Source organism: Cryobacterium levicorallinum (genome assembly GCF_004402405.1).
In the GTDB taxonomy this organism is placed as follows: domain Bacteria; phylum Actinomycetota; class Actinomycetes; order Actinomycetales; family Microbacteriaceae; genus Cryobacterium; species Cryobacterium levicorallinum.
Map to the genome: position 1 here is coordinate 82,607 of NZ_SOFE01000006.1, position 21,136 is coordinate 103,742.

At 62.2% G+C, this 21,136-nt stretch carries 18 protein-coding genes; 10 read left to right on the forward strand and 8 right to left on the reverse strand.

Translation table 11 applies throughout. The annotated features are described in order from the left end of the window. Positions 1 to 833: 833 nt before the first annotated feature. Together E3O11_RS03495 and E3O11_RS18660 are read right to left on the reverse strand one after the other, a co-directional pair. Complete coding sequence (locus tag E3O11_RS03495) at positions 834 to 1,718, reverse strand: virulence RhuM family protein (protein ID WP_198415538.1); 885 nt, start codon at positions 1,716 to 1,718, stop codon at positions 834 to 836. Continuing rightward, complete coding sequence (locus tag E3O11_RS18660; RefSeq protein WP_092451430.1) at positions 1,711 to 2,133, reverse strand: DUF4357 domain-containing protein; 423 nt, start codon at positions 2,131 to 2,133, stop codon at positions 1,711 to 1,713. Before E3O11_RS18660 ends, E3O11_RS03495 begins: the two co-directional genes overlap by 8 nt. Before the next feature lie 215 nt (positions 2,134 to 2,348). Here E3O11_RS18660 and E3O11_RS03505 point away from each other — a divergent pair, with 215 nt between their 5' ends. After that, positions 2,349 to 2,882 (forward strand): hypothetical protein, encoded by a 534-nt coding sequence (locus E3O11_RS03505; RefSeq protein WP_092451428.1) that lies wholly within the window; start codon positions 2,349 to 2,351, stop codon positions 2,880 to 2,882. A 202-nt stretch (positions 2,883 to 3,084) separates the two neighbouring features. Then, on the forward strand, positions 3,085 to 3,399 hold the full coding sequence (locus E3O11_RS03510; protein WP_134477008.1) for a hypothetical protein: 315 nt from the start codon (positions 3,085 to 3,087) through the stop codon (positions 3,397 to 3,399). A 1,246-nt stretch (positions 3,400 to 4,645) separates the two neighbouring features. On the opposite strand, the gene E3O11_RS03515 is transcribed toward E3O11_RS03510, so the two are convergent. From E3O11_RS03515 to E3O11_RS03530, 4 genes are read right to left on the reverse strand one after another with little or no spacing between them, the layout of a single operon-like run. Next, positions 4,646 to 5,902, reverse strand: coding sequence for a Zn-dependent hydrolase (locus tag E3O11_RS03515; protein ID WP_092451422.1), 1,257 nt, complete (start codon positions 5,900 to 5,902; stop codon positions 4,646 to 4,648). Further along, positions 5,899 to 7,137, reverse strand: a complete 1,239-nt coding sequence (locus E3O11_RS03520; RefSeq protein ID WP_092451420.1) for an amidohydrolase — start codon at positions 7,135 to 7,137, stop codon at positions 5,899 to 5,901. Before E3O11_RS03520 ends, E3O11_RS03515 begins: the two co-directional genes overlap by 4 nt. Beyond that, positions 7,134 to 7,859, reverse strand: coding sequence for a hypothetical protein (locus E3O11_RS03525; protein ID WP_092451418.1), 726 nt, complete (start codon positions 7,857 to 7,859; stop codon positions 7,134 to 7,136). The genes E3O11_RS03520 and E3O11_RS03525 overlap by 4 nt, the downstream gene beginning before the upstream one ends. Before the next feature lie 22 nt (positions 7,860 to 7,881). Next, positions 7,882 to 8,637, reverse strand: coding sequence for a DUF5058 family protein (locus E3O11_RS03530; RefSeq protein ID WP_092451416.1), 756 nt, complete (start codon positions 8,635 to 8,637; stop codon positions 7,882 to 7,884). A 189-nt stretch (positions 8,638 to 8,826) separates the two neighbouring features. Here E3O11_RS03530 and E3O11_RS03535 point away from each other — a divergent pair, with 189 nt between their 5' ends. Continuing rightward, positions 8,827 to 9,702: an Lrp/AsnC family transcriptional regulator gene (locus E3O11_RS03535; protein ID WP_307725696.1), complete on the forward strand. Its 876-nt coding sequence runs from the start codon at positions 8,827 to 8,829 to the stop codon at positions 9,700 to 9,702. A 16-nt stretch (positions 9,703 to 9,718) separates the two neighbouring features. Here E3O11_RS03535 and E3O11_RS03540 read toward each other — a convergent pair whose 3' ends face one another. Further along, on the reverse strand, positions 9,719 to 11,146 hold the full coding sequence (locus E3O11_RS03540; protein ID WP_092451412.1) for an amidase: 1,428 nt from the start codon (positions 11,144 to 11,146) through the stop codon (positions 9,719 to 9,721). Positions 11,147 to 11,567: 421 nt separating this feature from the next. Then, complete coding sequence (locus E3O11_RS03545) at positions 11,568 to 12,272, reverse strand: TetR/AcrR family transcriptional regulator (RefSeq protein ID WP_092451410.1); 705 nt, start codon at positions 12,270 to 12,272, stop codon at positions 11,568 to 11,570. A 255-nt stretch (positions 12,273 to 12,527) separates the two neighbouring features. Between E3O11_RS03545 and E3O11_RS03550 the strand changes: the two genes are divergently transcribed. Genes E3O11_RS03550 through E3O11_RS03580 form a run of 7 tightly spaced genes read left to right on the forward strand, consistent with a single transcriptional unit; the run spans position 12,528 to position 20,868 of the window. Further along, entirely contained in the window at positions 12,528 to 14,171 is a 1,644-nt protein-coding gene (locus E3O11_RS03550) for a class I adenylate-forming enzyme family protein (protein WP_092451408.1), read from the forward strand. Continuing rightward, entirely contained in the window at positions 14,168 to 14,950 is a 783-nt protein-coding gene (locus E3O11_RS03555; protein WP_092451406.1) for an SDR family oxidoreductase, read from the forward strand. Before E3O11_RS03550 ends, E3O11_RS03555 begins: the two co-directional genes overlap by 4 nt. A 43-nt stretch (positions 14,951 to 14,993) precedes the next feature. Further along, positions 14,994 to 16,277: an acyl-CoA dehydrogenase family protein gene (locus E3O11_RS03560; RefSeq protein WP_092451404.1), complete on the forward strand. Its 1,284-nt coding sequence runs from the start codon at positions 14,994 to 14,996 to the stop codon at positions 16,275 to 16,277. Positions 16,278 to 16,333: 56 nt separating this feature from the next. Next, entirely contained in the window at positions 16,334 to 17,377 is a 1,044-nt protein-coding gene (locus E3O11_RS03565) for a phosphotransferase family protein (protein WP_241994629.1), read from the forward strand. 45 nt (positions 17,378 to 17,422) lie between these two features. Beyond that, positions 17,423 to 18,607 carry a thiolase family protein gene (locus E3O11_RS03570; protein ID WP_092451400.1) on the forward strand — a complete coding sequence of 395 codons (1,185 nt, stop codon included), beginning with the start codon at positions 17,423 to 17,425 and terminating at the stop codon, positions 18,605 to 18,607. Further along, positions 18,604 to 19,524 (forward strand): 3-hydroxyacyl-CoA dehydrogenase family protein, encoded by a 921-nt coding sequence (locus E3O11_RS03575; protein WP_092451398.1) that lies wholly within the window; start codon positions 18,604 to 18,606, stop codon positions 19,522 to 19,524. Before E3O11_RS03570 ends, E3O11_RS03575 begins: the two co-directional genes overlap by 4 nt. Before the next feature lie 33 nt (positions 19,525 to 19,557). After that, positions 19,558 to 20,868 (forward strand): MFS transporter, encoded by a 1,311-nt coding sequence (locus tag E3O11_RS03580; protein WP_092451396.1) that lies wholly within the window; start codon positions 19,558 to 19,560, stop codon positions 20,866 to 20,868. The last annotated feature ends 268 nt before the right edge of the window (positions 20,869 to 21,136 follow it).

Consider the following 21,136-nt stretch of genomic DNA (forward strand, 5'->3'; position numbering starts at 1 on the left):
ATCCGTCGCCCTCCCCAGTAACTCTTCGTCCGGCAGCAGTGGAGGAAATTGATGCGGGATGCGGAGGAAAACGGCTCTCGTGGTGGCACGCGATCCGCGCCCTGTTGGGTTTCGCGAACAGCCCACAAAAGTCCTGATAAACCTAGGTTTATCAGGACTCTTTTCGTTTAAGAACTTGCAAAGCCATTGTTCACCCATTGTTTATGGGCGCGAATTTGGGCATTTTCGCCCAGTTTTGGAGTCTAATTCGCGCATTTTATCCTCGTCCAAATTTGTCGATTGCGCATATTTGTCCTGATCAAAAGGTGTTTAACCGCTGGATTCATCCAAGCAAGCTGATCGAGTGATCATTGGACCCAGAGTCGCGGCGTCGCAGGTTCAAGTCCTGGGATCCGGCGATTCACGGCCGCACGCCAGCTGTGCGTTCCGCAGCGGTTTTGCCGCCAGAACGAGCGTGCTTCCCGTCATGGCGCAAGAACGGAGTCTTCACGGCGTTGCTTTAACCTTGGCCAATACTGACGCACGTCGTAGACGCGGGACTGAATTTTCTGTTGCAGATAGTCAACATCGATGTGAGAGGTGCCCACGCGCTGATCCCAATTACCGGCGCACTCGTAGCCTCGCGCCTGAAAGAGCTCGACGACGCGCTCTTGAGTTTTTCTTTCGACCTGCCTGACGCTCACGTTTTGTCCCCCAACTATCTATCCCCCGTTTTCGGCGGCGTGCCTCCTTCAATCATCCGCTTGCTGAACTCGTCGAAATCCGAAATCGCACTGGCAGAGTCGAGGCGCTTGAACGCCTCGAACTCGCGTACTGCGTGCGCGACGGCGAGATCATGCCCTACCCGCATCCCGCAAAATCTCGCGATCATTCAGAGTCAGAAACCCGTCGAGTTTGCTCACCCAGTCAGCCATGCGCATCGGAACGCGCCGCTCGGCCTGCCCGGCAGCGAAGACCAGGTACTGCTCGGTCAAGTTCTGCAGGGCAGACAACTCTGGTTCGGTGTAGTAATTCTTCGCGATCGACACAGCGGACTTGTGGATGCGTGGCTTGCGCCAGCTGGTGAGCCCCATGTTCGGCTTCGTCGCATCCGCCCGTGACTGCACCACTTCGGCCGCTGTCTGACCGGTGATCGCCCAATGCAATTTGTTCTGCACCGTGCCATAGAACGTCTGGGTCACGGCGGCGTCGTTGTCGTAGTCAACGGACGTCGCGTATACGTCGGTGATCTTCTGGTAGAAGCGCCGCTCCGAAGTTTGGATGTCCTGGATGCGCAGCAGCAGCTCATCGAAGTAATCAAAGGGGACATCGGGGTTCTTCAACCGCTCATCGTCGAGAACGAACCCCTTTACGATGTACTCACGCAGCCGCTTGGTCGCCCAGACCCGAAAGGCCGTGGCTGTCTTCGACCGCACCCGGTAGCCGACCGAGATGATCATGTCGAGGTTGTAGTGCGCGCGCTTGCGGGACACGTCGCGGGTTCCTTCGCTGCGAACCGACAAGTATTCCTTGTGAGTTGCCGTTGGGGTCAGTTCATCCTCTTCGCAAATATTCCTGATATGCAGGCTGACGTTTTGTTGGGACGTGTTGAAAAGCTCGGCAAGCTGCGCCTGCGTGAACCACACCGTGTCTCCATCGAAGCGGACATCGATGCGCGCCTGGCCGGATTCATCCCGGTAGACAAGAAACTGGCTCTTCGAGGGCGTGGGCTCAGACACCGGCTAACTGCCCATCACCGAGGCCGCGACTCTGCCAATGCCCGAATGTTTCGCCGGCTTCCGTGCTCAGCCACGCTGTGCGACCGTTGCACGCTCGCCCGGTAATCACGGCCCCGGCGGCCGACGGCGACGCGAAAGCCACGTCTCGAGTGAACATCGCCGTTCCGGACGAGTCAACGACAATAGACCCGTCACCGAGGAGCTTTGCGTGCAATCCCCCATAGCCGTGCCGCTTTCCTACCCACATCGGCCGGGCCCCTGAACCCTGCAATACGGTGAACTCGCCATCAATTTCTCGCGCTTGCGCAGTGATTGCTGCCTTAGCCAGAGAAATTGTGAAGACCGGTGATGCTTCGATCGGTTGGGGTGACTGATCTACGCGTGGTGGCGACTGCAGGATTGGCTGAGGCCGCATCACTCGACCCGCGGATTTCTGTTGTCTCTGTGCAGGATCGTGTCGTTTTTCTTGCCGGTGAGCGCATGGAAGACGGACTGCTCAGGGGGCGCGCACCATCCCGTAGACCTGCGCCGGCACGTGGGCGAGTCGCGTGGGGGCGGTTCGCTCTGTTCCGGGTGCTCCTTCGGACGCCGCGACCGCGAACCCAGATCGATCTCGCCGCTGAGTGCGGTGTGTCGCAGGTAGCCATTTCCAACGCACTCCGCGCGCTGGACACCGCGGTGACTCGCGAAACGGGCGGCTGGCACGCACTGCGGCCCGACGCATTGTGGGAGCAATTCCTAACGAAATATCCGGGGCCGCAAGGCATTACCAGCTACTGGATGGGGCTGGACTCCATCACGCGGCAGGCGCAAGCTGCTCAGGACGCTGCCGCCGAGTTGAACGTGCTCCTGTCAGGGGACCCGGCCGCTGATCTGATAGCGCCGTGGCGCATGGGCCGCCGCGCGGTCGTTTACGCGCAAACAGGCCTTGACCTGGCCCAATTCGGTTTTTCCGAAACCACGCGAGAGAACGCCACCCTTGAATGTGTGGTTCCAGCTGATCCCACGATCTGGTCGACCGCCCGTGCCTGGACGTCGACGGGGTCCGGCTGGATAGCCGACCCGGTCCTCGTGGCGTGGGATGTGCAGCGGACGGGGGGTCCCGACGCGGCCGACGCTGTCGAGAGAATCCGGCGAGCGGTTCTGGCGGGTTGGCTCCCGTGATCAGGCGTCGGATCGAGACCGTCGCTACATCGAACGCGGACGACGCGGCCTTCCGCGCTCTCGCCGACGTTGCCGAGATCACAAAACGGATCGGCGATGTCCGCATCATCGGCGGCCACATGGCGAGTCTGTTGCTCACCGCGTTGATCCGATCGTCCTCGAAGTTGGCGTCTTGTTGACGGACGGAACGCGGCTTGATTTCGTGGTCCGCGTGCCCCCGGTCGAGCTCGCCCTCCTTTTCAAGGCCTATGCCGCACAGTCACGCCACGCGCCCAAGGACATCACCGATCTCTACAACCTCCTGTCGATCGCGTTCGAGTATCCAGTCGACCAGATCGGTGGCTGGAAGATTGGAACTCCTCCCGTATCCGGAACGAGACTCGACGCCGCTCGAACCCTGCATGCCCTTGCGGACTCGGCACGCCAGAGCCTTGTCGTGGCCCACTCGGGCGTACCAGCTGACCGACTGGCGGCGCTCATCAGGGCACTCGTCGCGAATCCTGCCCCAGGGGTCTAGCGGCGGCACGCTGTGCCTGCCTCCGATGCAATGATCGAGCGGCACTGAGATTCCAGTTCCATGGCCAGACGAGAGCGCTCGACGCGGTCGGACCAATCAATGGTGGGATGCCCACCATTGACCCACCTAAATCAACCGTGACCGACCGAACATGGACGCGTACGCTCAGATGAAGTGAACCGCCCGGTTCCCTGCAAGATCAAGGGAATCCGCGAGTTCCCGAGACATTCGGTCACGGCCAGAATCGCCCCGATTCTGCAAGGGGTCGCGTGTTCGAATCACGTCAGCCCGACGAGACAAAAAAGTGCTGGTAGATCGCAAGATTTACTGGGACTTTTTGGATTCTATTTGATTTACCTGCTCGCTCACCTATTCTTTTGGGCGCGATTCCGGCTGAGCCCCGGCGGCACGATAGTTATAATTCTATTCGACTGGTCGACTGGTCGACTGATCGACTGCGGCTAGGCACGAACGCACTAGCAGCACCCCAACAAGTTGGCAGAAGCCTCCTCAACGCCGAAGATGCCGAGGCCGAATGGATCGGACTCAACTAGTGCGTGAAGTGTCTTCGACGCACCTACGGGCTGCCGGCATCCGTTGTGCCGCCGTTCTGGCACCGGGACTCCTAACTCGTCTGAGAACTCTCTGCCGTGCATCTGCACGGGCTCGCGCCTACGACCCCGCCCAGCACTGCTCGGCCCCGTTCGGATGGCTCCGCGAATTCGGCGACGCCCGCCAGCGCCTCCGCGACTGGGTGGACGCGGCTGGAGCGTGATCGGCCGACGCGCCAGACGGCTTGGCCGCCGAACCGCCTGCGAAGGCAGACGACGACGTCAGCGACCGCGACGAGAACGTGGCGCGGAGGCGGGATTCCGAGGCTGCGTTCTATACCTGCGGGAAATATCAATGGTCACCGGAATGCCTAACCAAACGTGATGGCGAATCGTGGCTTGCCCCTCGGTATCTAATCATGTGACTCCCCGCAATGTCACGAACATGTATGGTCGGCTAGCATTCTGATCGGTCCTGCGTAGGCACGTTCCAGGGAAAAACATCATCTCGAAAAGAGGCATCACCCATTTCTTCTCCGGAACGCGTGAATCCTGTTTGACTGCCTTCTTTTATTGAACGGCGGAAATGTACTCCTGGGGTGCGTCGCGCTGGGTCAGCTCGAGAACCACATGTTGGCCTATAGAATCCCGGGAGCACTTCTCGCTGGCCACCTTGAAGGCGCGGGGCGGGACCATCAGTCGCGGGCGAGGCTCAGCAGGGTGTCGAGCAGCACATTCGCGCCGTTCTCCACGTCGATCCACGCAGTGTTCTCCTCGGGGCAGTGGCTGCGTCCGTCGATGCTCGGCACGAAGATCATGCCCGTCGGCGCCAGCTGAGCCATGTTTTGCGAGTCATGGCCAGCCCCGGACGGCAGCGAGCTGTACAACAACTCACGCGCGGCGGCCGCGGCCTCGATGGTCGCCTGAATGCTGGCGTCGAGCCGAACCGGCGGGATCGTGACCTCAAAATCGAACTCCACTTGCACCCCGTAGCGTAGCGCAATCTCCCGGGCCACATCCACGATGGTCGTTTGCAGGGCGTCAACCAGATCCGTCTCCGCTTCCCGAAAATCCACCGTAACCCTGGCCAGCCCTGGGATCACGTTGGCGCTTCCCGGCTCGACCGTCACGATTCCCGAGGTGACGACGGCACGCTCGCTAACGCTTGAGGCCACTTCGGGCAACGCCACGAGCAGTGCGCCGGCGGCAGTGAGGGCGTCGCGGCGCTGGTTCATCGGGGTGGTGCCGGCATGGTCGGCCCGGCCTCGGAACGACACCACGCCGCCGCCGAGCGCCACGATGCCGGTGACCACGCCGATGTCGTGCCCGAGCTGCTCGAGCGTCGGTCCCTGCTCGATGTGCAACTCCACCGTGGCGTGCAGCGTAGCGGGGTCCAGCTTGGTCGCCGTGGCCGCATCGAGGTCTCCGCCGGTGGCCGCAAAGGTGTCAGCGAACCGGTCGCCGTCTCGACCGGTGAGCGACTCCAGCTCGGTGCGGGAAAATCCTCGTGCGAGTGCGCTCGACCCGAACAGATGGGCGTAGTTGCCCTCCTCGTCGGTGAACATGACCGCCCGCACCGGCCGGTCTAGGGCTGGGCGTTCCTCTTGGATGCGGCGCAGGCATTCCAGCGCGGCGAGCACACCGAGCGCCCCGTCGAATGCGCCCCCGTTTGGCACGGTGTCGATGTGCGACCCGGACCACACGGCGGGCTGGGCCGCAGTCCGGGCATCGTAGTCGGGCGATACGACGATGTTCCCGATGCCGTCCACTTCCGCCCTGAGACCGGCTTCGGCGCAGCGCCCGAGCAGCCATGCACGAGCCTCGCCATCCGCTGCCGAGAAGGAAGTGCGATCCAGGCCGCCGCCCGGCCCGCATCCGATGCTGCCGAGTGCTTTGAGGTCAGCGACCAGTCGGGGTCCGTTGACCGAGAGTCGGGCTGTTGAGGTGTTCATGCGGCGCCGCCCGGCGTGCCGACCCGCGACAGTATGGCGGTGAGGGCGGCGGTGAGCCCGGCTGCCAAGGCCGGCTCGGAGTCGGGGGCGAAATGTGGGGAGTGGTTGCCGGCGACGGATTCGGTTGCGTCGATGGTTTGCTGGGAATAGCCGCCGAACATCCAATACACCGAGGGTACGCCGATGGCCTCGGCAAGCAGTCCGAAGTCCTCACTTCCCATCACTGGCGGAACCTCTTTTACGCCGTTCGCTCCGAGGGCGCCGCTGAGCGCAGCGATCAGTTGTTGGGTAGCCGCCGGGTCGTTGTAGCAGCGGGGGAATGTGGAGAGCACCTCGATCATCGGATCGGGGGCTCCGGATGCTTGTGCTTCGGCCGCGATGATGCGGCGCAGCGAATCCAGTACGCGGGTCCGCACTTCGACGTCAAAAGTGCGCACGTTTACAGTGAACTCGGCAGTGGCGGGGATGATGTTTTCCTTGAGTCCGCCGTGGAAGGTGCCGACCGTGACCACAGCGGCCTTCATCGGGTGCACCTCTCGCGACACGACGGTCTGCAGACGCACGACCATGTGAGCGCCGATCACGATCGGGTCGATCGACTGATCGGGCTGGGAGCCGTGGGCCTGACGGCCGTGCACGGTCACCTTCCAGGAATCAGCCATCGCCATCGCCACGCCGCTGCTGATGTCGACGGTGCCAGCGAGGCCGGGCCATACGTGCTGGCCGAAGACGATCTCGGGGCGGGGGGCGCGGTCCCACAGCCCGTCGGCGAGCATGGCTACCGCTCCCGCTCCGGTCTCTTCCCCGGGTTGGAAGATGAACACCACGGTGCCTGCCCAAGCCGACGGGTGGGTGACGAGGTGCTCGGCCAGTGTCAACGCGACTGTCATGTGAGTGTCGTGGCCACACCCGTGCATCGCAGGCACGTCGGTGCCGTCGGCCAGGGTGCCGCGGGCGGTGCTCGCGTAGTCGAGTTCGGTCTCTTCCTGGATAGGCAGGCCGTCGATGTCGGCGCGGTAGGCGACCGTGGGACCGGCGCCGTTGCGCAGGATACCGACGACGCCGGTCCCGCCGCAGCGGAAGGTCTCGAGCCCGAGATCATCAAGGCGCCGGGTGAGGAACGCACAGGTCTCGGTCTCCTGCATGGACAGTTCCGGATGCGCGTGCAGGTGCCGGTACAGCTCCTGCATCGTGCGGGTCGTGGTGTCATCAGTCGGAAGTAGGGTCACGGTCATGAGATCTCTTTCGTGGAGTCGGAACGGGGCTTGCTGCGAAGGAACCAGGCCAGCACGGCGGTGGTGACGACGGTAATTCCGGTGGCGAGGTTTGCGACGCTGGGGACGGCGGGCACGAGCACAAAGAAGACGAACGCGGCTGTGCCGATGGCGATAAGCGTGACGCGAGGTTGTTTCAATGACACCACGAGCTGCACGATGACCCCGCCGATGATGCTGGGGAAGATGTACAGGCGCGCGACGTCGGTGACGTCGGCTGGCACGATGTTGACCAGCCAAGAGCCGAATAGACCGACGAACACCAGCATGAAGAACACGTGCACCATCGCGGCGCCGCAGATGGCCATCAGGGCTGAGAATTCGCCGCGCTTGGTGCCAGCCTTAGCGCCGATGGCCGCTTGGGCGACCAGTGCAGAGGGGAGCAGCTTGTTGGCGATGTTGCCGATCATGAACGCCTGGTACATTGCCGCGGGACCAAGGATCGGGTAGTAGGTGATCGGTTCGACCACCCACAGCACCGAGAACACGGCGGCAACGGCGAGGAACGCGATCCAGACCTGTGTCTGCGTGATGCCAAGGTCGGCGAAAAGCACCAGGTAGAGCGGCGCGGCGAGTGACATGACCAGTGCGGCGATCATGGTGGACCGACCCCAGCGGCTCGTTGTGCGGTCGAAGGTCGCCAAATCGGCGGACGGCGTGGTGATCACTGTTGTGGAGGACATGCTGGCCTTTCTCGATGTTGGTTCAGGCGACCGGTGCGAGGCCGGTGGTGTGGGCGGTGTATGCGACGATGAGGCCGATCACGATGGAGAAGCCGAGCCCCCATTCGCGTAGCCAGCCCAAGTTGAAGCGGCGTGCCAGGAACAGGCAGGCGCCCATCACCGCGGCCGAGGTGACAACGGTCAGGATGTGCACGGGGGTTTTGCCGAGCTCGCCGATGCCGAGGCTCGCGAACGCTCCGAGGAGCGCGGCAGCGGGGATGATGGCCATCAGGGTGGGGTTCACGCTGCGCAGCCGAGAGTCGCCGCGTTTAAGCAGCGGGGTCAACACCAGGGTGGCGATCATCCACATGGCGCCGGAGAGGCTCATCGCCATAAATGCGACGGCGAACACGCTCTGGGTGTAGCTCGCGTCGCCAAGGGCTGCTCCCATGGTACTGGCGGCAATACTGGCCGAAGCAGTCTCGGTGGCAGCCGACCCGACCAGACCGACGCGCACTAGCACAGCCGGGGTTCCGAACAGGCTGAGCAGGGCCACACTGACGAGCACTACCGCCAGGGAGGGGCCAATTGCGGCCACGGCGCCGGCGCGGAACGAGGTTTTCAGTTCGGCCGAGCTGATGCCGGCCGCCGGCGCGGCGATCCGGGCCGCACGTATGTACACGACCGTTTGCAGGATGATGGCGGCGAACACGCCGACAGCCAAAATCCACAGGATTGGCAGGTTGGCAATGGCAAGGATGTCGGTTGAGTCAGGGTCACCGGGTAGGGACGTAATCATAAGTGCTCCAGTGCTGGAATGCGGGTGGGGCAGTGAGTGATGATAAGTTCGGCGCTAAGGAAATCCTTGTATTTTCAAGGAACGGCGTACGAGCAAGGATGGATTGTGCGGCTACTGGATCCCTTGGAGCGGCGGATTGCGGCCGCGCTGCAGTTCGACGGGCGCAGCTCTTGGAGCCAAATCGCCGTCGTGCTCGGCGAACCGGAGCGCACTGTCGCCCGCCGGGGCAGTGAACTGATCGAAGCCCGGCTGGTGCAGGTGGCCGGACTCCGCCCACAATCCACCTCGGTGATCATCCGCGTTCAGACCGCGCCGGGCACCACGCGCGCGACCGCGAACGCACTGGCGCAGCGTCGCGATTCGACCTTCTCGTACACGATGACCGGCGGCGTGGACTGTGTCGTCGAAGTGCTGACCGAGGCCGAGCTGATGCCGGCACTGCTCACGGACGAGATCCCCGGTACGGTCGGTTTGGTGCGCGCAGTCAGCTACCCCGTGATGCGCTACTTCCGCACCATCCGCGGCTGGCAGCCTGACTTGCTGACGGAGGTCGAAGCTGATGCCCTGCGGGCCGGTGTGACGACGGACACGTGGAGTCTGCAGGAGCCGCAGCGGCTGAGCCGGGTCGACAACGAGATCGTGGAGGCGCTTTGCCGAGACGGGCGGGTGTCCTGCGAACGGTTGGCCCGCCTGACTGGGGTGTCCAACGCCACGGCCCGCCGCCGCACGGAATGGCTGCTGCAGAACAACCATGTTTACATTCGGGCGGTCGTTGAACCGGCGAGTGTCGGCCTTCCCGTCGAAGCGTTTTTGTGGATCCGCAGCGACCCGAAGAACGTCGAGGCGGTCGGGCGAGAGCTCGCGGCCTCGCCGCTGGTGAGGTACGCAGCCGCGGTCGCCGGCGACTACCAGATCGTAGCGAATGTCACGGCGAAGGACCAAGCTGCCCTCTATGCCTGCGTGACGTCCGCGCCTTGGGTTGCTCACACCAAATCGATTGATGTCAGTCTGCTGCTCGAGGCTTTCAAACGAGGCGGACGAGTGCTGCAGCCCGCGCGAATCTGAACGTCGACGACGCATTTCAGCTACCTATGTCGCGCAGATCGGGAGCCTGCCACGCATAGCGGGTGGCCTGTTCGAAGCTGTACCCCACCTGCAGCAGCTCGACATCCTGCCCGTGGTCCATGACCAGCTGTAATCCGACCGGCAGACCGGACTCGCTGAAACCCGCTGGCACGCAAAGCGCGGGAAGCCCGGTCGCAGAAACGACGCAGGCGGAACGCATCCACTCAAGGTAGTTCTCAAACGGCACGCCGTCGATCTCGGTCGGATACCGCAGGGCGGCATCGAAGGGAAGCAGCTGGGCGGCCGGACTCGCGAAAACGTCGTAGCGGGCGAAGAAGATACGAGTCTTTTGCGCTAACCGGGTGCGGGCCAGCGCGGCCGAGACGACGTCGGCTCCGTTCAGAGCAAGGCCGCGCTCCACATTCCAGCGCACCTCGGGTTTAATCTTGTCGCCGTGCCGGGCCACAAGATCGCCGTAGGACAAGGCAAAGTCGAACGCGCGCACTGTGCTGAACACCTCATCGGCGTCACGCAGATCAGGGGCCGCCTGCTCCACTGTCGCGCCGAGGTCTTCGAACACCTGCAGCTGCTGATGCAGCACGCGCAGCACCTCTTTCTGCACCGGAATTCCCAGACCGAAATCGTCGGACCAGCCGATGACGAGCCCTGTGAGATCGCGCTGCAGCGGCTCAAGAAACCGGTGTGCCGGCACCGGGTTGAAATACGGTGTAGCGGCGTCTGGTCCCGCAATCACCGACATGGCCAGGGCAATATCGGTCACCTCCCGGGCCAAGGGACCGCTGCGAGAGAGCCAGCTCCAGGCGTTACGGCTCGGCTGCAGGGGGACCACGCCGAGCGACGGCCGGAATCCCACCACGTTGCAAAAAGAGGCGGGAATGCGCAGCGAGCCGCCCATGTCGCTGCCGTCGCTAATGGCCTGGATGCGTGCGGCCAGAGCTGCGGCGGCCCCTCCGCTACTGCCGCCCGCGCTGAGAGAGGGGTCATACGGGTTGGTGGTCGTTCCGAAGACCTCGTTGAAGGTGTGCGACCCGGCCGCGAACTCCGGCACGTTGGATTTACCGGTGGTGACGACACCGGCGGCCTTGAACCGCTCGATGATCAGATCGTCGTGATCGGGCACGTGGTCAGCGAACACTGGTGACCCGAAGGTCGTGCGCAGGCCGGCGGTGGAATGCGTGTCCTTATGCGTGATCGGAACGCCGTGCAGTGGAGGCAGATCGTCGCCGCTCAGGGTGCGGGTGTCGGCGGCCACCGCAAGGTCGCGGGCCGCTTCACGATCTTGGGTGACGATGGCGTTGATGCGAGGGTTCACCCGGTCGATCTGGGCGAGGTGCGCGTCGAGGGCTTCGTTGGCCGAGATCTCGCGTCGGCGAATGGCTAGAGCGAGCGCGGATGCTGACAACTCGGTGATCTGGTCGCTCACAGTTCATCTCCTGCTTGGGCGGTAGACCGGATGTCTCCGGTGGGTAGAAGTCTCGTGGTCGGCAGGCGCGACAGTGAGCGGAGGCCCGTGAAAATGTCCGTTTGAATGGTTATAGCCACGATTTTGGCCGAATTCGTCTTGGAGGGGCGGCTTGTGAAAAAAGTGAAATATGCGGCGGTTGCGGTCATTTTCACTGAATGCAGGTGGCTAGCCGGGTTCGTAGGGCACCAAAGAAACCCTGACAGTAGGGACCTTTGGGAATGACGTATCGCTCAGAGTCGCATTCGTCGCCTTGGTTCCTGCACGGTGTCGAGAAACCACACAGCGGGACGTGACCCGAATCCTCGAACCTAAGGGCAGTCTGGTCGCTCCGTGCAGCGGCCAGACGAGATAGCCAAAATTCACTGGTCGCTGCTCGCTGTCAGCCGCGGTCCGGCCTGCCTCGCGCATCTGTTCGTAAAGGCGTGGGCGCCGTGATGACACTCCGTCTTTGAGAGCCTGAGCCAACCCCTAAAGTCATTCGGGCGATGTTGGCATATCTGATGGCCAGCTCTTCGGGCGAAAGCTCACCGTCATGGCGGTACCACTGCGCAATACCGGTACACATAGTCACGATGGCTCGGCTGGTGTCTTTGGGGTGCTCAGCGTCAAAGATCCCCTCTCGCATACCCTGATTGATGATGTTGTCCACCATCTGCTGCTGCTTATCGCGGGATTTGATGTGCGCCGTTCGCGACTCGCCTTCCAGACTTCGGATCTCACTAGCAGCGATGAAGGCGAGCTCACTGCGGTGAGCGTGAAAGAGCGCCAGACATTCGATCAGCAGGCGAAACTGTTCCTCCACTGAGGAACCTGCCTCCGCTATAGCGTCTTCGCTCCTGACCAATAAATCTTCCATTGCAAACTGTACGATCGCCACCAGCAGTGCCTGCTTGGAGGCGTAGTGGTGATATAGGCCCGGTACGGAGAGCTTGGCCCGAGCGGCCACAGTGCGAATTGTCGTGCCGTGATAGCCGTGCTCCACAAAACTATCCAAAGCGGCTTGGAGCAGGGGTGGCAGAATATTTTCGGAATATTTGCGCCACACGCACGCATTCCCGACTCTTTTCGCAGTCTCAACTTTCACGAATACTCCTTCAACTGTAAACGCCTGCTTGCTATTGTCTGCCTTGACAGATGATGGCGTCTACTCCAGACTAACTCCTACCGAGCGATCGCTCGGTAGGAGTTAGTAAGTCAATTTCGGCGAAGATGCCGGAGGGGGGCGGCTGTCGTGACTCGTTCAACTATGACCAACCGTTGTGAGATCGGCTCTTCGGTAGAGAGTCGTTCTGGGATCAACGCCGTAGAGGATTCTCAGACCGCACCAGACGTTCTTAGCATGGATGTACGTGCAGAGATGCGGTACGAGTCCACCGTAGAGGCGTGGAAGGCCCGCGTCGCCGCCAATCCGGATCGCGTCGCACTTCGCTATTTCGATGGCAGGATGACTGCCGCCGAAGTCGACCGTGCCTCCGACGCTCTCGCTATAGCGCTCGAGGCCCGCGGCACAATTCGCGGTGCCCGGGTAGGTATCTACCTCCAGAACACGCCCCATTATGCGCTCGCCCTGCTGGCCCTCTGGAAATTGGGGGCGACGGCACTGTTGCTGAACCCCATGTACAAACGTAGAGAGCTGCGCCGTCTCGTTGACGACTCGGGTGCCATCGGTGTTATTTGTGCCGATACGGCTGTGTCGGAAACTCGTCAAACGCTTGCCGGAGGCACCGCTTGCTGGCTCATCAGTACCTCTGCACGTGACTTTCAGACGCGGAACGATCCGCGCAGCTGTGACATGACAACACGCCCGGCAGCTTCGGCTGACGGGGACGTTGCGGCTCTGATTCGCGAATTCGACGGCTTGCGACCCGCTGACATTGAGCTGACCCGCGACGACGTGGCGCTCTTGACCTATACCTCTGGAACGACCGGGCCGCCTAAGGGCGCCATGAACACCCACGAAAACGTCCTGGCCGTCGCCACGACGTTTGGCCGCTTTGCACGGCTGGCCCCCGGTGACGTCGTCATGGCCGTGGCCCCACTATTTCATATTACTGGCGCCGTAATTAACGCTGCGATCTCACTGTTCACCGACACAACCTTGGTTTTTACGGGCCGCTTCGACCCCGATGTCGTGTTGGAGGCCTTCGCCGAGCATAGGGTCAGCTTTACCATCGGCTCGATTACTGTGTTCAACGCGATTTTGGCGCTTCCGCATGCCAGCGCCAGCCATTTTACCGCCGTCAAGACTCTGTATTCCGGCGGGGCGCCAATCCCGCCGGCCACCGTGGAACGCTTCAAAAAACGCTTCGGCGTCTACATCCACAATGCCTATGGATTAACCGAAAGCACGTCCGGTGTAATTGCCGTCCCGCCCTGTGCCGAGGCGCCGGTCGACGCCTCCAGCGGCACTCTTTCCATCGGCATTCCACTACCACACGTTGTAGCCAGAATCATCGACCAGAGCGGTCAACCCGTTCCGCCGGGTACCCAGGGCGAGCTGGAATTATCTGGACCCCAAATTATCCCGGGTTACTGGAATAATCCGGACGCTACCACCCACGCAATGCCCGGAGGCAGGTTTCGCACCGGCGACGTGGCCATCATCGACACCCAAGGCTGGGTTTATCTGGTCGACCGGCTTAAAGACCAGATCAACGTCTCCGGGTATAAGGTCTGGCCCCGCGAGGTCGAGGACACGCTATACGAACATCCCGCAGTCCATGAGGCCGCTGTGATCGGCCAGGCGGATGAGTACCGCGGCGAAACCGTCGTCGCTTTCGTGTCCCTGAAATCAGGTGCATCGGCCACTCCAGCAGAACTCATCGCATTCACCAAAGAGCGCCTCGCAGCTTACAAGTACCCCCGCATCGTGCACATCATCGACGACCTACCCAAGACACAGACCGGAAAAATTCGCCGCCAGGAGCTCCGTGATGAAAACACGGCAGCCCAGGGCGTACCGTCCCAGAAAGACAGATTATGAGCGAGCACCCCGTCCAAGCGCACCGCCTTGAGGGCAAGACGGCCATCGTCACGGGCGCCAGTCGCGGTATCGGGCTGGCCATCGCCTTGCGGCTGGTGGCGGAGGGCGCTCAGGTCTGTATCACCGCCCGTAACACCGAGGCGTTACACGATGCGGCCGCCCAATTCCCGAAAGGATCCGTAATTCCGCTCGCCGGCAAAGCCCACGATCCGGACCACCGCCTCGAGGTTCTCAATGCCGTCGCCGAAACCTTCGGCCAGCTGGACGTCCTCGTCAACAATGCGGGCATCAACCCCGTCTACGGATCGGTGATGGATCTAGATCTGTCCGCCGCGCGCAAAATTACCGAGGTGAACGTCTTCGGTACCCTGGCCTGGATTCAGGATGCTTACCACCACGTTGCCCTGGATTTCGCCGGCCGCGGCGGCACCGTGATTAACGTGTCTTCGGTCACCGGACAGACACCGGCACCCGGCATCGGTTTCTATGGCGTGACCAAGGCGGCCATCGCGCATCTGACCCGCACTCTCGCCGTCGAAATGGGGCCGAAGATACGAGTGAACGCGGTCGCACCGGCGGTTGTCAAGACGCAATTCGCCCAGGCCCTGTACGAAGGTAAGGAAGCAGAAGTCGCCGCGAGATATCCTCTGGGCCGCCTCGGCAATCCAGAGGATGTCGCCGCCACCGTTGCTTTTCTCGCGTCCTCAGATTCGGCCTGGATCACCGGTCAGGTCATCAACCTTGACGGCGGCCTGCTTGCGGCCGGCGGCACCGCTTAACATCCCCACTCATCGGCCCCCACCCGCGAAAGGAAATAGAACAATGAGCACCGAGTCACTGCCCGTCGACATCGAAGATTTGCGAATCCGCACCCGCGAATTCATCCGCAGCACGGTCATTCCCGCCGAGCCGAGGCCGGGCGAGCGCCTGGGCCAGGCCACCCGGGACCGGCTACAAGCGGCGGCGAAGGCCGCCAATGTCTTTGCCCCGCACGTCCCTAAGGAATTCGGCGGCCAGGGCGTCCCCATTCAGCAGTGGTCCGCAATCTTTCAAGAGGCCGGATATTCCCCGATCGGCGCGTCCGCGCTCAACTGCATGGCGCCGGACGAAGGCAATATGCACATGCTAAATCTGATCGCTACGGAGGCGCAGAAACAGCGATACCTTGTACCCCTGGCCGCCGGCACGTCGCGGTCCTGCTTCGGAATGACCGAGCCGCACCCTGGTGCCGGTTCAGATCCGGCCGCCCTGCTCACCGTGGCGACAAAGGTCGACGGTGGATGGTCCATTAAAGGTCACAAACGGTTCACAAGCGGCGCCGACGGCGCAGCCTTCTGCATCGTGATGGCCCGCACCGAGGCCGTCGGAGACGCCCCGACCGGTGCCACCATGTTCCTGGTCGATCTCGACAACCAAGGCATCCGGCTCGGCGAAAGCATCCACACCATGGACCGTGCCATAGCTGGCGGTCATCCCCACATTTATCTCGATGACTGCTTTGTGGCGGATGACGCGGTACTGGGGGCCGTCGGACTCGGCTTCAGATATGCCCAAGTGCGCCTCGGCCCCGCCCGGCTCACGCACTGCATGCGCTGGCTTGGCCTGGCGCGGCGCTCGCTGGACATCGCCCTCGACCGGATCGAGCGCCGTGAGCTGTTCGGCTCTCCGATGAAGAACCTGGGCCTTGCCCAGGAATTGATTGCCCAATCGGTGATCGATATTGAAACCTCTGACGCCATCATCACTAAGACCGCCGCGCTGCTCGACACGGATCCACGGGCCGGATCCGCAATGTCCTCCATTGCCAAGGTGCACTGCTCGGAAGCGATCTTCCGGGTGGTCGACCGCGCCATCCAGCTCTGCGGTGGCGACGGCGTTTCCGACGCGCTTCCCTTGGCCGCGTACCTGAACGAGGTTCGTCCGTTCCGAATTTACGACGGCGCTAACGAGACCCATAAATGGGCCATCTCCCGGCGCGCCTCGTCGATGCGGAAGCGGGCCGTCGATGCGGGCGAGCCGTACCTGGCCGATGTGCACGGCTCCACTACGGACCGTGGTATTCTGCGCGCCGCTGATCTCAACACCGAACTGGCGGAAATTCACTGATGCACACCGCTCCCGACGGCGTCGAAGTCGTCGCCAGCCGCACCGATGCGGCACAGTTGGGCTCACCGGCGCTTCTCATTCTGGACGCAGTCGAAGAGTTCATGGATGCTAGGGGCCTCGGTGCCGGCCGGCTGTCCTGGGGTCGGATTGGAGATGGGCAATCCAATATCACCTATCGTCTCCAGCGTGGCAGCGAGGTGTTTGTGTTGCGCCGGGGGCCACGTCCCCCCCTGCCGCGTTCCACCCATGACATGGTCCGTGAGGCCCGAATCCAGCAGCTGGTCAGAAAGCAGGGAGTACCGGTTCCGGAAATCCTCGCTGTCTGCGACGATGAGTCGCTTCTCGGTGTTCCCTTTTACATCATGTCGTTCCTGGGCGGCACCGTCATCACCGATCGCATTCCGAACTACCTCGGTTCCATGACGCAGCGTGAGGCAACCAGCACCGCCGTTGTCGACACCCTGGTGCAGCTGCATCAGGTGGATGTTTCTTCCGGTGAGCTGGCTACGTTCGGGCGTCCGGAAGGCTACCTGAAGCGACAGGTCGAGCGCTTTTCTGCCCTGTGGGAGGTGAACACCACCCGGAATCTGCCCGAGGTCGTCAGCATCGGTGGTTGGCTGGAACGCAATATTCCCACCAGCCAGGCCGCCACAGTGATCCACGGTGACTTCCGAGCCGGCAACCTGATGTTTGAACCGTCGTCCCCGGCACGCGTGATGGCCATCCTGGACTGGGAAATGGCCACGGTGGGTGACCCGTTGGCAGATCTTGGCTATCTCACGGCAACCTATTCGGAACCCGGAAGTTTTCCTACGCCGCTCGAGTTGACCAGCGTGACCCGCGAACCCGGATATCTCTCCCGTGATCAGCTCATTTCGCGGTACCGCGAGCGAATGCATCTGGATTTGGATGCGCTGCCCTGGTACCAGACGCTGGCCCTGTGGAAGGCATCCATCTTCTGCGAAGCCATTTACACCCGCTGGCTCAAGGGTGAACGACCGGGCGACACCGGCTTCGGCCCCTCGCTGGAAGAAGGCATCCCGAGGCTACTGGACGGAGCCCGGCAGTTTGCCGGCGTCGGCTCGACCGTCGCATCCTGAACCCATTCACGCCAAGCACATTCACGTCATAGAAGCGAGATTGCAGTGTCAGAGCAGAAGATAGTTATCGTTGACGGAGCCAGAACGCCCGTCGGGAAATACAACGGGGCCCTGGCGGCCGTGCCAGCACACCAGCTGGGCGCTATTGCTGCGGCCGCGGCAATGGCGCGCAGCGGCGTTACCGCGGCCGATATCGACGAGGTCATCATGGGCTGCGTCGGCCAAGCCGGTGCGGATGCCTACAACGCCCGCCGCGTCGCTCTGGCAGCCGGCGTGCCCGAGCGCACCCCCGCCTTCACCGTGAATAGGCTCTGCGGCAGCGGTCTGCAGGCCATCTGGTCGGCTGCGCAGCAGCTGCGCTGGGGCGGAGCCGACGTCATCCTGGCCGGCGGCGATGAATCGATGTCCCGGATGCCCTTCCTGGATTACAACGCCCGCGGCAATGCCCGGCTGGGGGACCGTACCCAAATCGACGGCACACTGGCCATGCTCACCGACCCGTTCAGCGAAAAACACATGGGTGTCACCGCCGAAAACGTAGCCCAAAAATACGGGGTGTCTCGGCGGGAACAGGATGAGTTTGCCTGGGAGAGCCAACGCAGAGCGGGCACAGCGGAAGCCCAGGCGGTATTTCTCGAGGAAATCACGCCGGTTCTGGTTCCCGGAAAAAAGCCGGTGACTGTGACCGTCGATGAGGCACCGCGCCCGGACACTACCCTTGAAACGCTGCAGGGGCTCCGCCCGGCGTTTCAGACGGGGGGCAGCGTGACCGCCGGCAATTCATCGGGAATCAACGATGGCGCCGCGGCCGTTATTCTAATGAAGGACAGCACGGCCCGCGAACGAGGACTCGGTGGCCTGGCCACTTTGGAATATGTCGCGACGGCGGGGATCGATCCGGCGCTGATGGGCTATGCCCCGGCCCTGGCGCTGCGAAAACTCTTTGACGAGACCGGACTCAGTCCGGCAGATATTGAGATCGTCGAGCTTAACGAAGCGTTCGCGGCCCAGTCCGTCGCCGTCATCCGTGACCTGAAACTTGATCCAGAAAAGACCAACCCCTACGGCGGGGCTATCGCCCTGGGCCACCCCATCGGAGCGACCGGCGCCATCCTGACCCTCCGTGTCGCCCGGCATTTGCAGCGCAGCGACACGGAATATGGCATCGTCACGCTGTGCATCGGCGGCGGTCAGGCACTCGCCGCTCTGATCAGGAGGTACGAGGCATGACGCCTCAAACGGCAATATCGAGGATCAAAACGGTCGGTGTTGTCGGCTCGGATGCCATGGGCCGCGGAATCGCCGAAAGCTGCCTCCGCGCGGGCAGGACGGTGCTGCTGCATGATACTTCAACAGATGCGCTGCGGGCTGCCCGAACGCACATTGAGGCGGCGCTGCAACGCTCGGTCGACAAGCATCAAAGCAGCGGTCAGGACACCGAATCCTGGTTGTCCGCACTGCACACGGTGGAGGACCTGTCACAATTCTCGATGTGTGACCTGGCCATCGAGTCCGTGCCGGAAATCCTCGAGATCAAGCTTTCCGTGCTGGGACGGCTGGAGAAATGCGTTCCTGTCGAGACCATCATTGCCACCAACACTTCCTCGATTCCCATTACCAAACTCGCCGGAGCCCTGACCCGGAGGGGTAGGTTCCTTGGGCTGCATTTCTTCAATCCCGTTCCCAGGATGAACCTCGTGGAGGTCATCCCGACCGTCCTGACCGACCCGCACACCGTGACGGCCGTCGAACATTTTGTGCGCGCGAGCCTGCACAAAACACCGCTGACCATTGATGACAGACCGGGTTTCGCGGTCAACGGGCTCTTGATCCCCTATCTGCTCTCGGCGGCTCGCATGCTGGACGCCGGCTATGCCTCCGCGAAAGACATTGACGACGGTATGAAACTCGGTTGCGGGCATCCCATCGGGCCACTGGAGCTGTCGGATTTCATTGGGCTTGACGTGGTCTGCGACGTGGCCGACTCCATTTATGCCGAGTCCAAAGACCCGGCCACCATCGTTCCGAACAACCTACGTCGGCTGGTCGAGGCCGGACAGCTCGGACGAAAGACCGGGGCCGGATTCTACCCGCACGACAAAGTGTCCGACCTGCGACCCATCGACATCCCGCTTGGGGCGCACTGACGTGAATACCTTAAGGCAAAGGAGCCTTTTCTGATGACCCAGATCGATGAGACCAATAACGATACGGCCAGACCAACCAGCGGCGTGACCGAACGGTCGAAGCGGCGGGATCTAATCGCCAGCACTCTCGGCAACGTTCTCGAATGGTATGAGTGGAGCGCCTACGCGGTCTTTGCGCCGTTCATCGCCGCTGCCATGTTCAATCCCGACGATCCCATCTCCGGACTCCTCTCGACCCTGGGAGTATTCGCCGTCGGCTTCCTGATGCGACCACTCGGCGGCATCGTCTTCGGCATGGTCGCCGACCGGCGCGGGCGCAAATTCGTCCTGGTCACCACAATGCTCATGATGGCTGGCGGAAGTCTGGCCATGGCTCTGATGCCGACGTATCAGAATGCCGGCGCCTGGGCGTCACTCCTTCTGCTCATGGTCAGGGTCATCCAGGGGTTTGCTCACGGCGGAGAAACCGCGACCGCCTATACCTACGTGGCGGAAATTGCGCCTCGGCGGCATCGCGGACTCTGGGGCAGTGCCGTGTTCATCGCCATCTTCGGCGGATCTGTACTCGCCTACGGTGTCGCCGGCGGTGTGACCAGTATTATGCCCGACGACAGTGTGGCCGAGTGGGGATGGCGCATCCCGTTCATCCTCGGTGCTTTCCTCGCCCTGGCGGCCCTATATATGCGTCGCAACATGGGCGAAAGTGAAGTATTCGACGAGCACACGGCCGGCACCGAAAAGCCGGCACCGCTCCCAAAGGCCCAGGTTACGCGCGCAATCGTGCTGATGATCGCCATGACCTCCGGGGTGACAGCCGCTCACTACACCTGGACCTCGTACGCCTCCACCTACGCGATCACCCAGAAAGGCATGGACTCGGGCACCGCCTTCTGGATGACCCTGCTGGCCCAGTTGATCGCTCTGGCAACCCTGCCGCTCTGGGGATGGATTTCCGACCGAGTCGGGCGGCGCCCGATGATGCTGATCTTCGCCGTTCTTATGATCGCGCTGTCCGTCCCACTGACCGCCATGATTGGTTCTGCAGGGTGGACGCTCCTGCTCGCCTCGGCGATCGCCCTGGTGATCGTCGCTATCCCCGGCGCTTTGCTCTCGGCGATCCTCTCTGAGAATTTTCCGACCAGAATCCGCACCAGGGCCATCGGATTCGCCTATTCCATTTCGGTGGCCGTGTTCGGCGGCACCGCCCCCTATCTAAACGCTCTCTTCAACTCCCTGGATATTGGCTGGCTGTCCAGTGTCTATATCGTCATTCTCTGCGCGTGTACCGGTGTGGCCTGTTTCATGATGAAGGAAACCAAGGGCATCGATTTAAAGGACGCCTAAAATGGGCGGTCGGCGGCGCGGCGCAGTGTCCCACCGTCGACACTTTCTCTAACGGCCACAGTAATTTCCCGCCCCGAGAAGATCGATTTTCGGCTCATTTATTTAGCCGTGCACGACGCCGGTTACTTTATTTCGAAGTCACGTCTTTCGCGCCACTTCGGGTCACGTCCCGTGCAGTGGTGTAATTCCCGGGGTTCGATCGTTGGAATAACAACGTAACGAACCACCGTGCGATGGTCAGTGAGAACCGTTCAAAGTTCCTCACAGA

Coding starts and splice junctions, on each gene's coding strand:
- E3O11_RS18660 (WP_092451430.1), bottom strand. CDS start 2,133: ATGCGGCCTCAGCCAATCCTGCAGTCGCCACCACGCGTAGATCAGTCA.
- E3O11_RS03515 (WP_092451422.1), bottom strand. CDS start 5,902: ATGAACACCTCAACAGCCCGACTCTCGGTCAACGGACCCCGACTGGTC.
- E3O11_RS03520 (WP_092451420.1), bottom strand. CDS start 7,137: ATGACCGTGACCCTACTTCCGACTGATGACACCACGACCCGCACGATG.
- E3O11_RS03525 (WP_092451418.1), bottom strand. CDS start 7,859: ATGTCCTCCACAACAGTGATCACCACGCCGTCCGCCGATTTGGCGACC.
- E3O11_RS03530 (WP_092451416.1), bottom strand. CDS start 8,637: ATGATTACGTCCCTACCCGGTGACCCTGACTCAACCGACATCCTTGCC.
- E3O11_RS03550 (WP_092451408.1), top strand. CDS start 12,528: ATGGATGTACGTGCAGAGATGCGGTACGAGTCCACCGTAGAGGCGTGG.
- E3O11_RS03555 (WP_092451406.1), top strand. CDS start 14,168: ATGAGCGAGCACCCCGTCCAAGCGCACCGCCTTGAGGGCAAGACGGCC.
- E3O11_RS03560 (WP_092451404.1), top strand. CDS start 14,994: ATGAGCACCGAGTCACTGCCCGTCGACATCGAAGATTTGCGAATCCGC.
- E3O11_RS03575 (WP_092451398.1), top strand. CDS start 18,604: ATGACGCCTCAAACGGCAATATCGAGGATCAAAACGGTCGGTGTTGTC.
- E3O11_RS03580 (WP_092451396.1), top strand. CDS start 19,558: ATGACCCAGATCGATGAGACCAATAACGATACGGCCAGACCAACCAGC.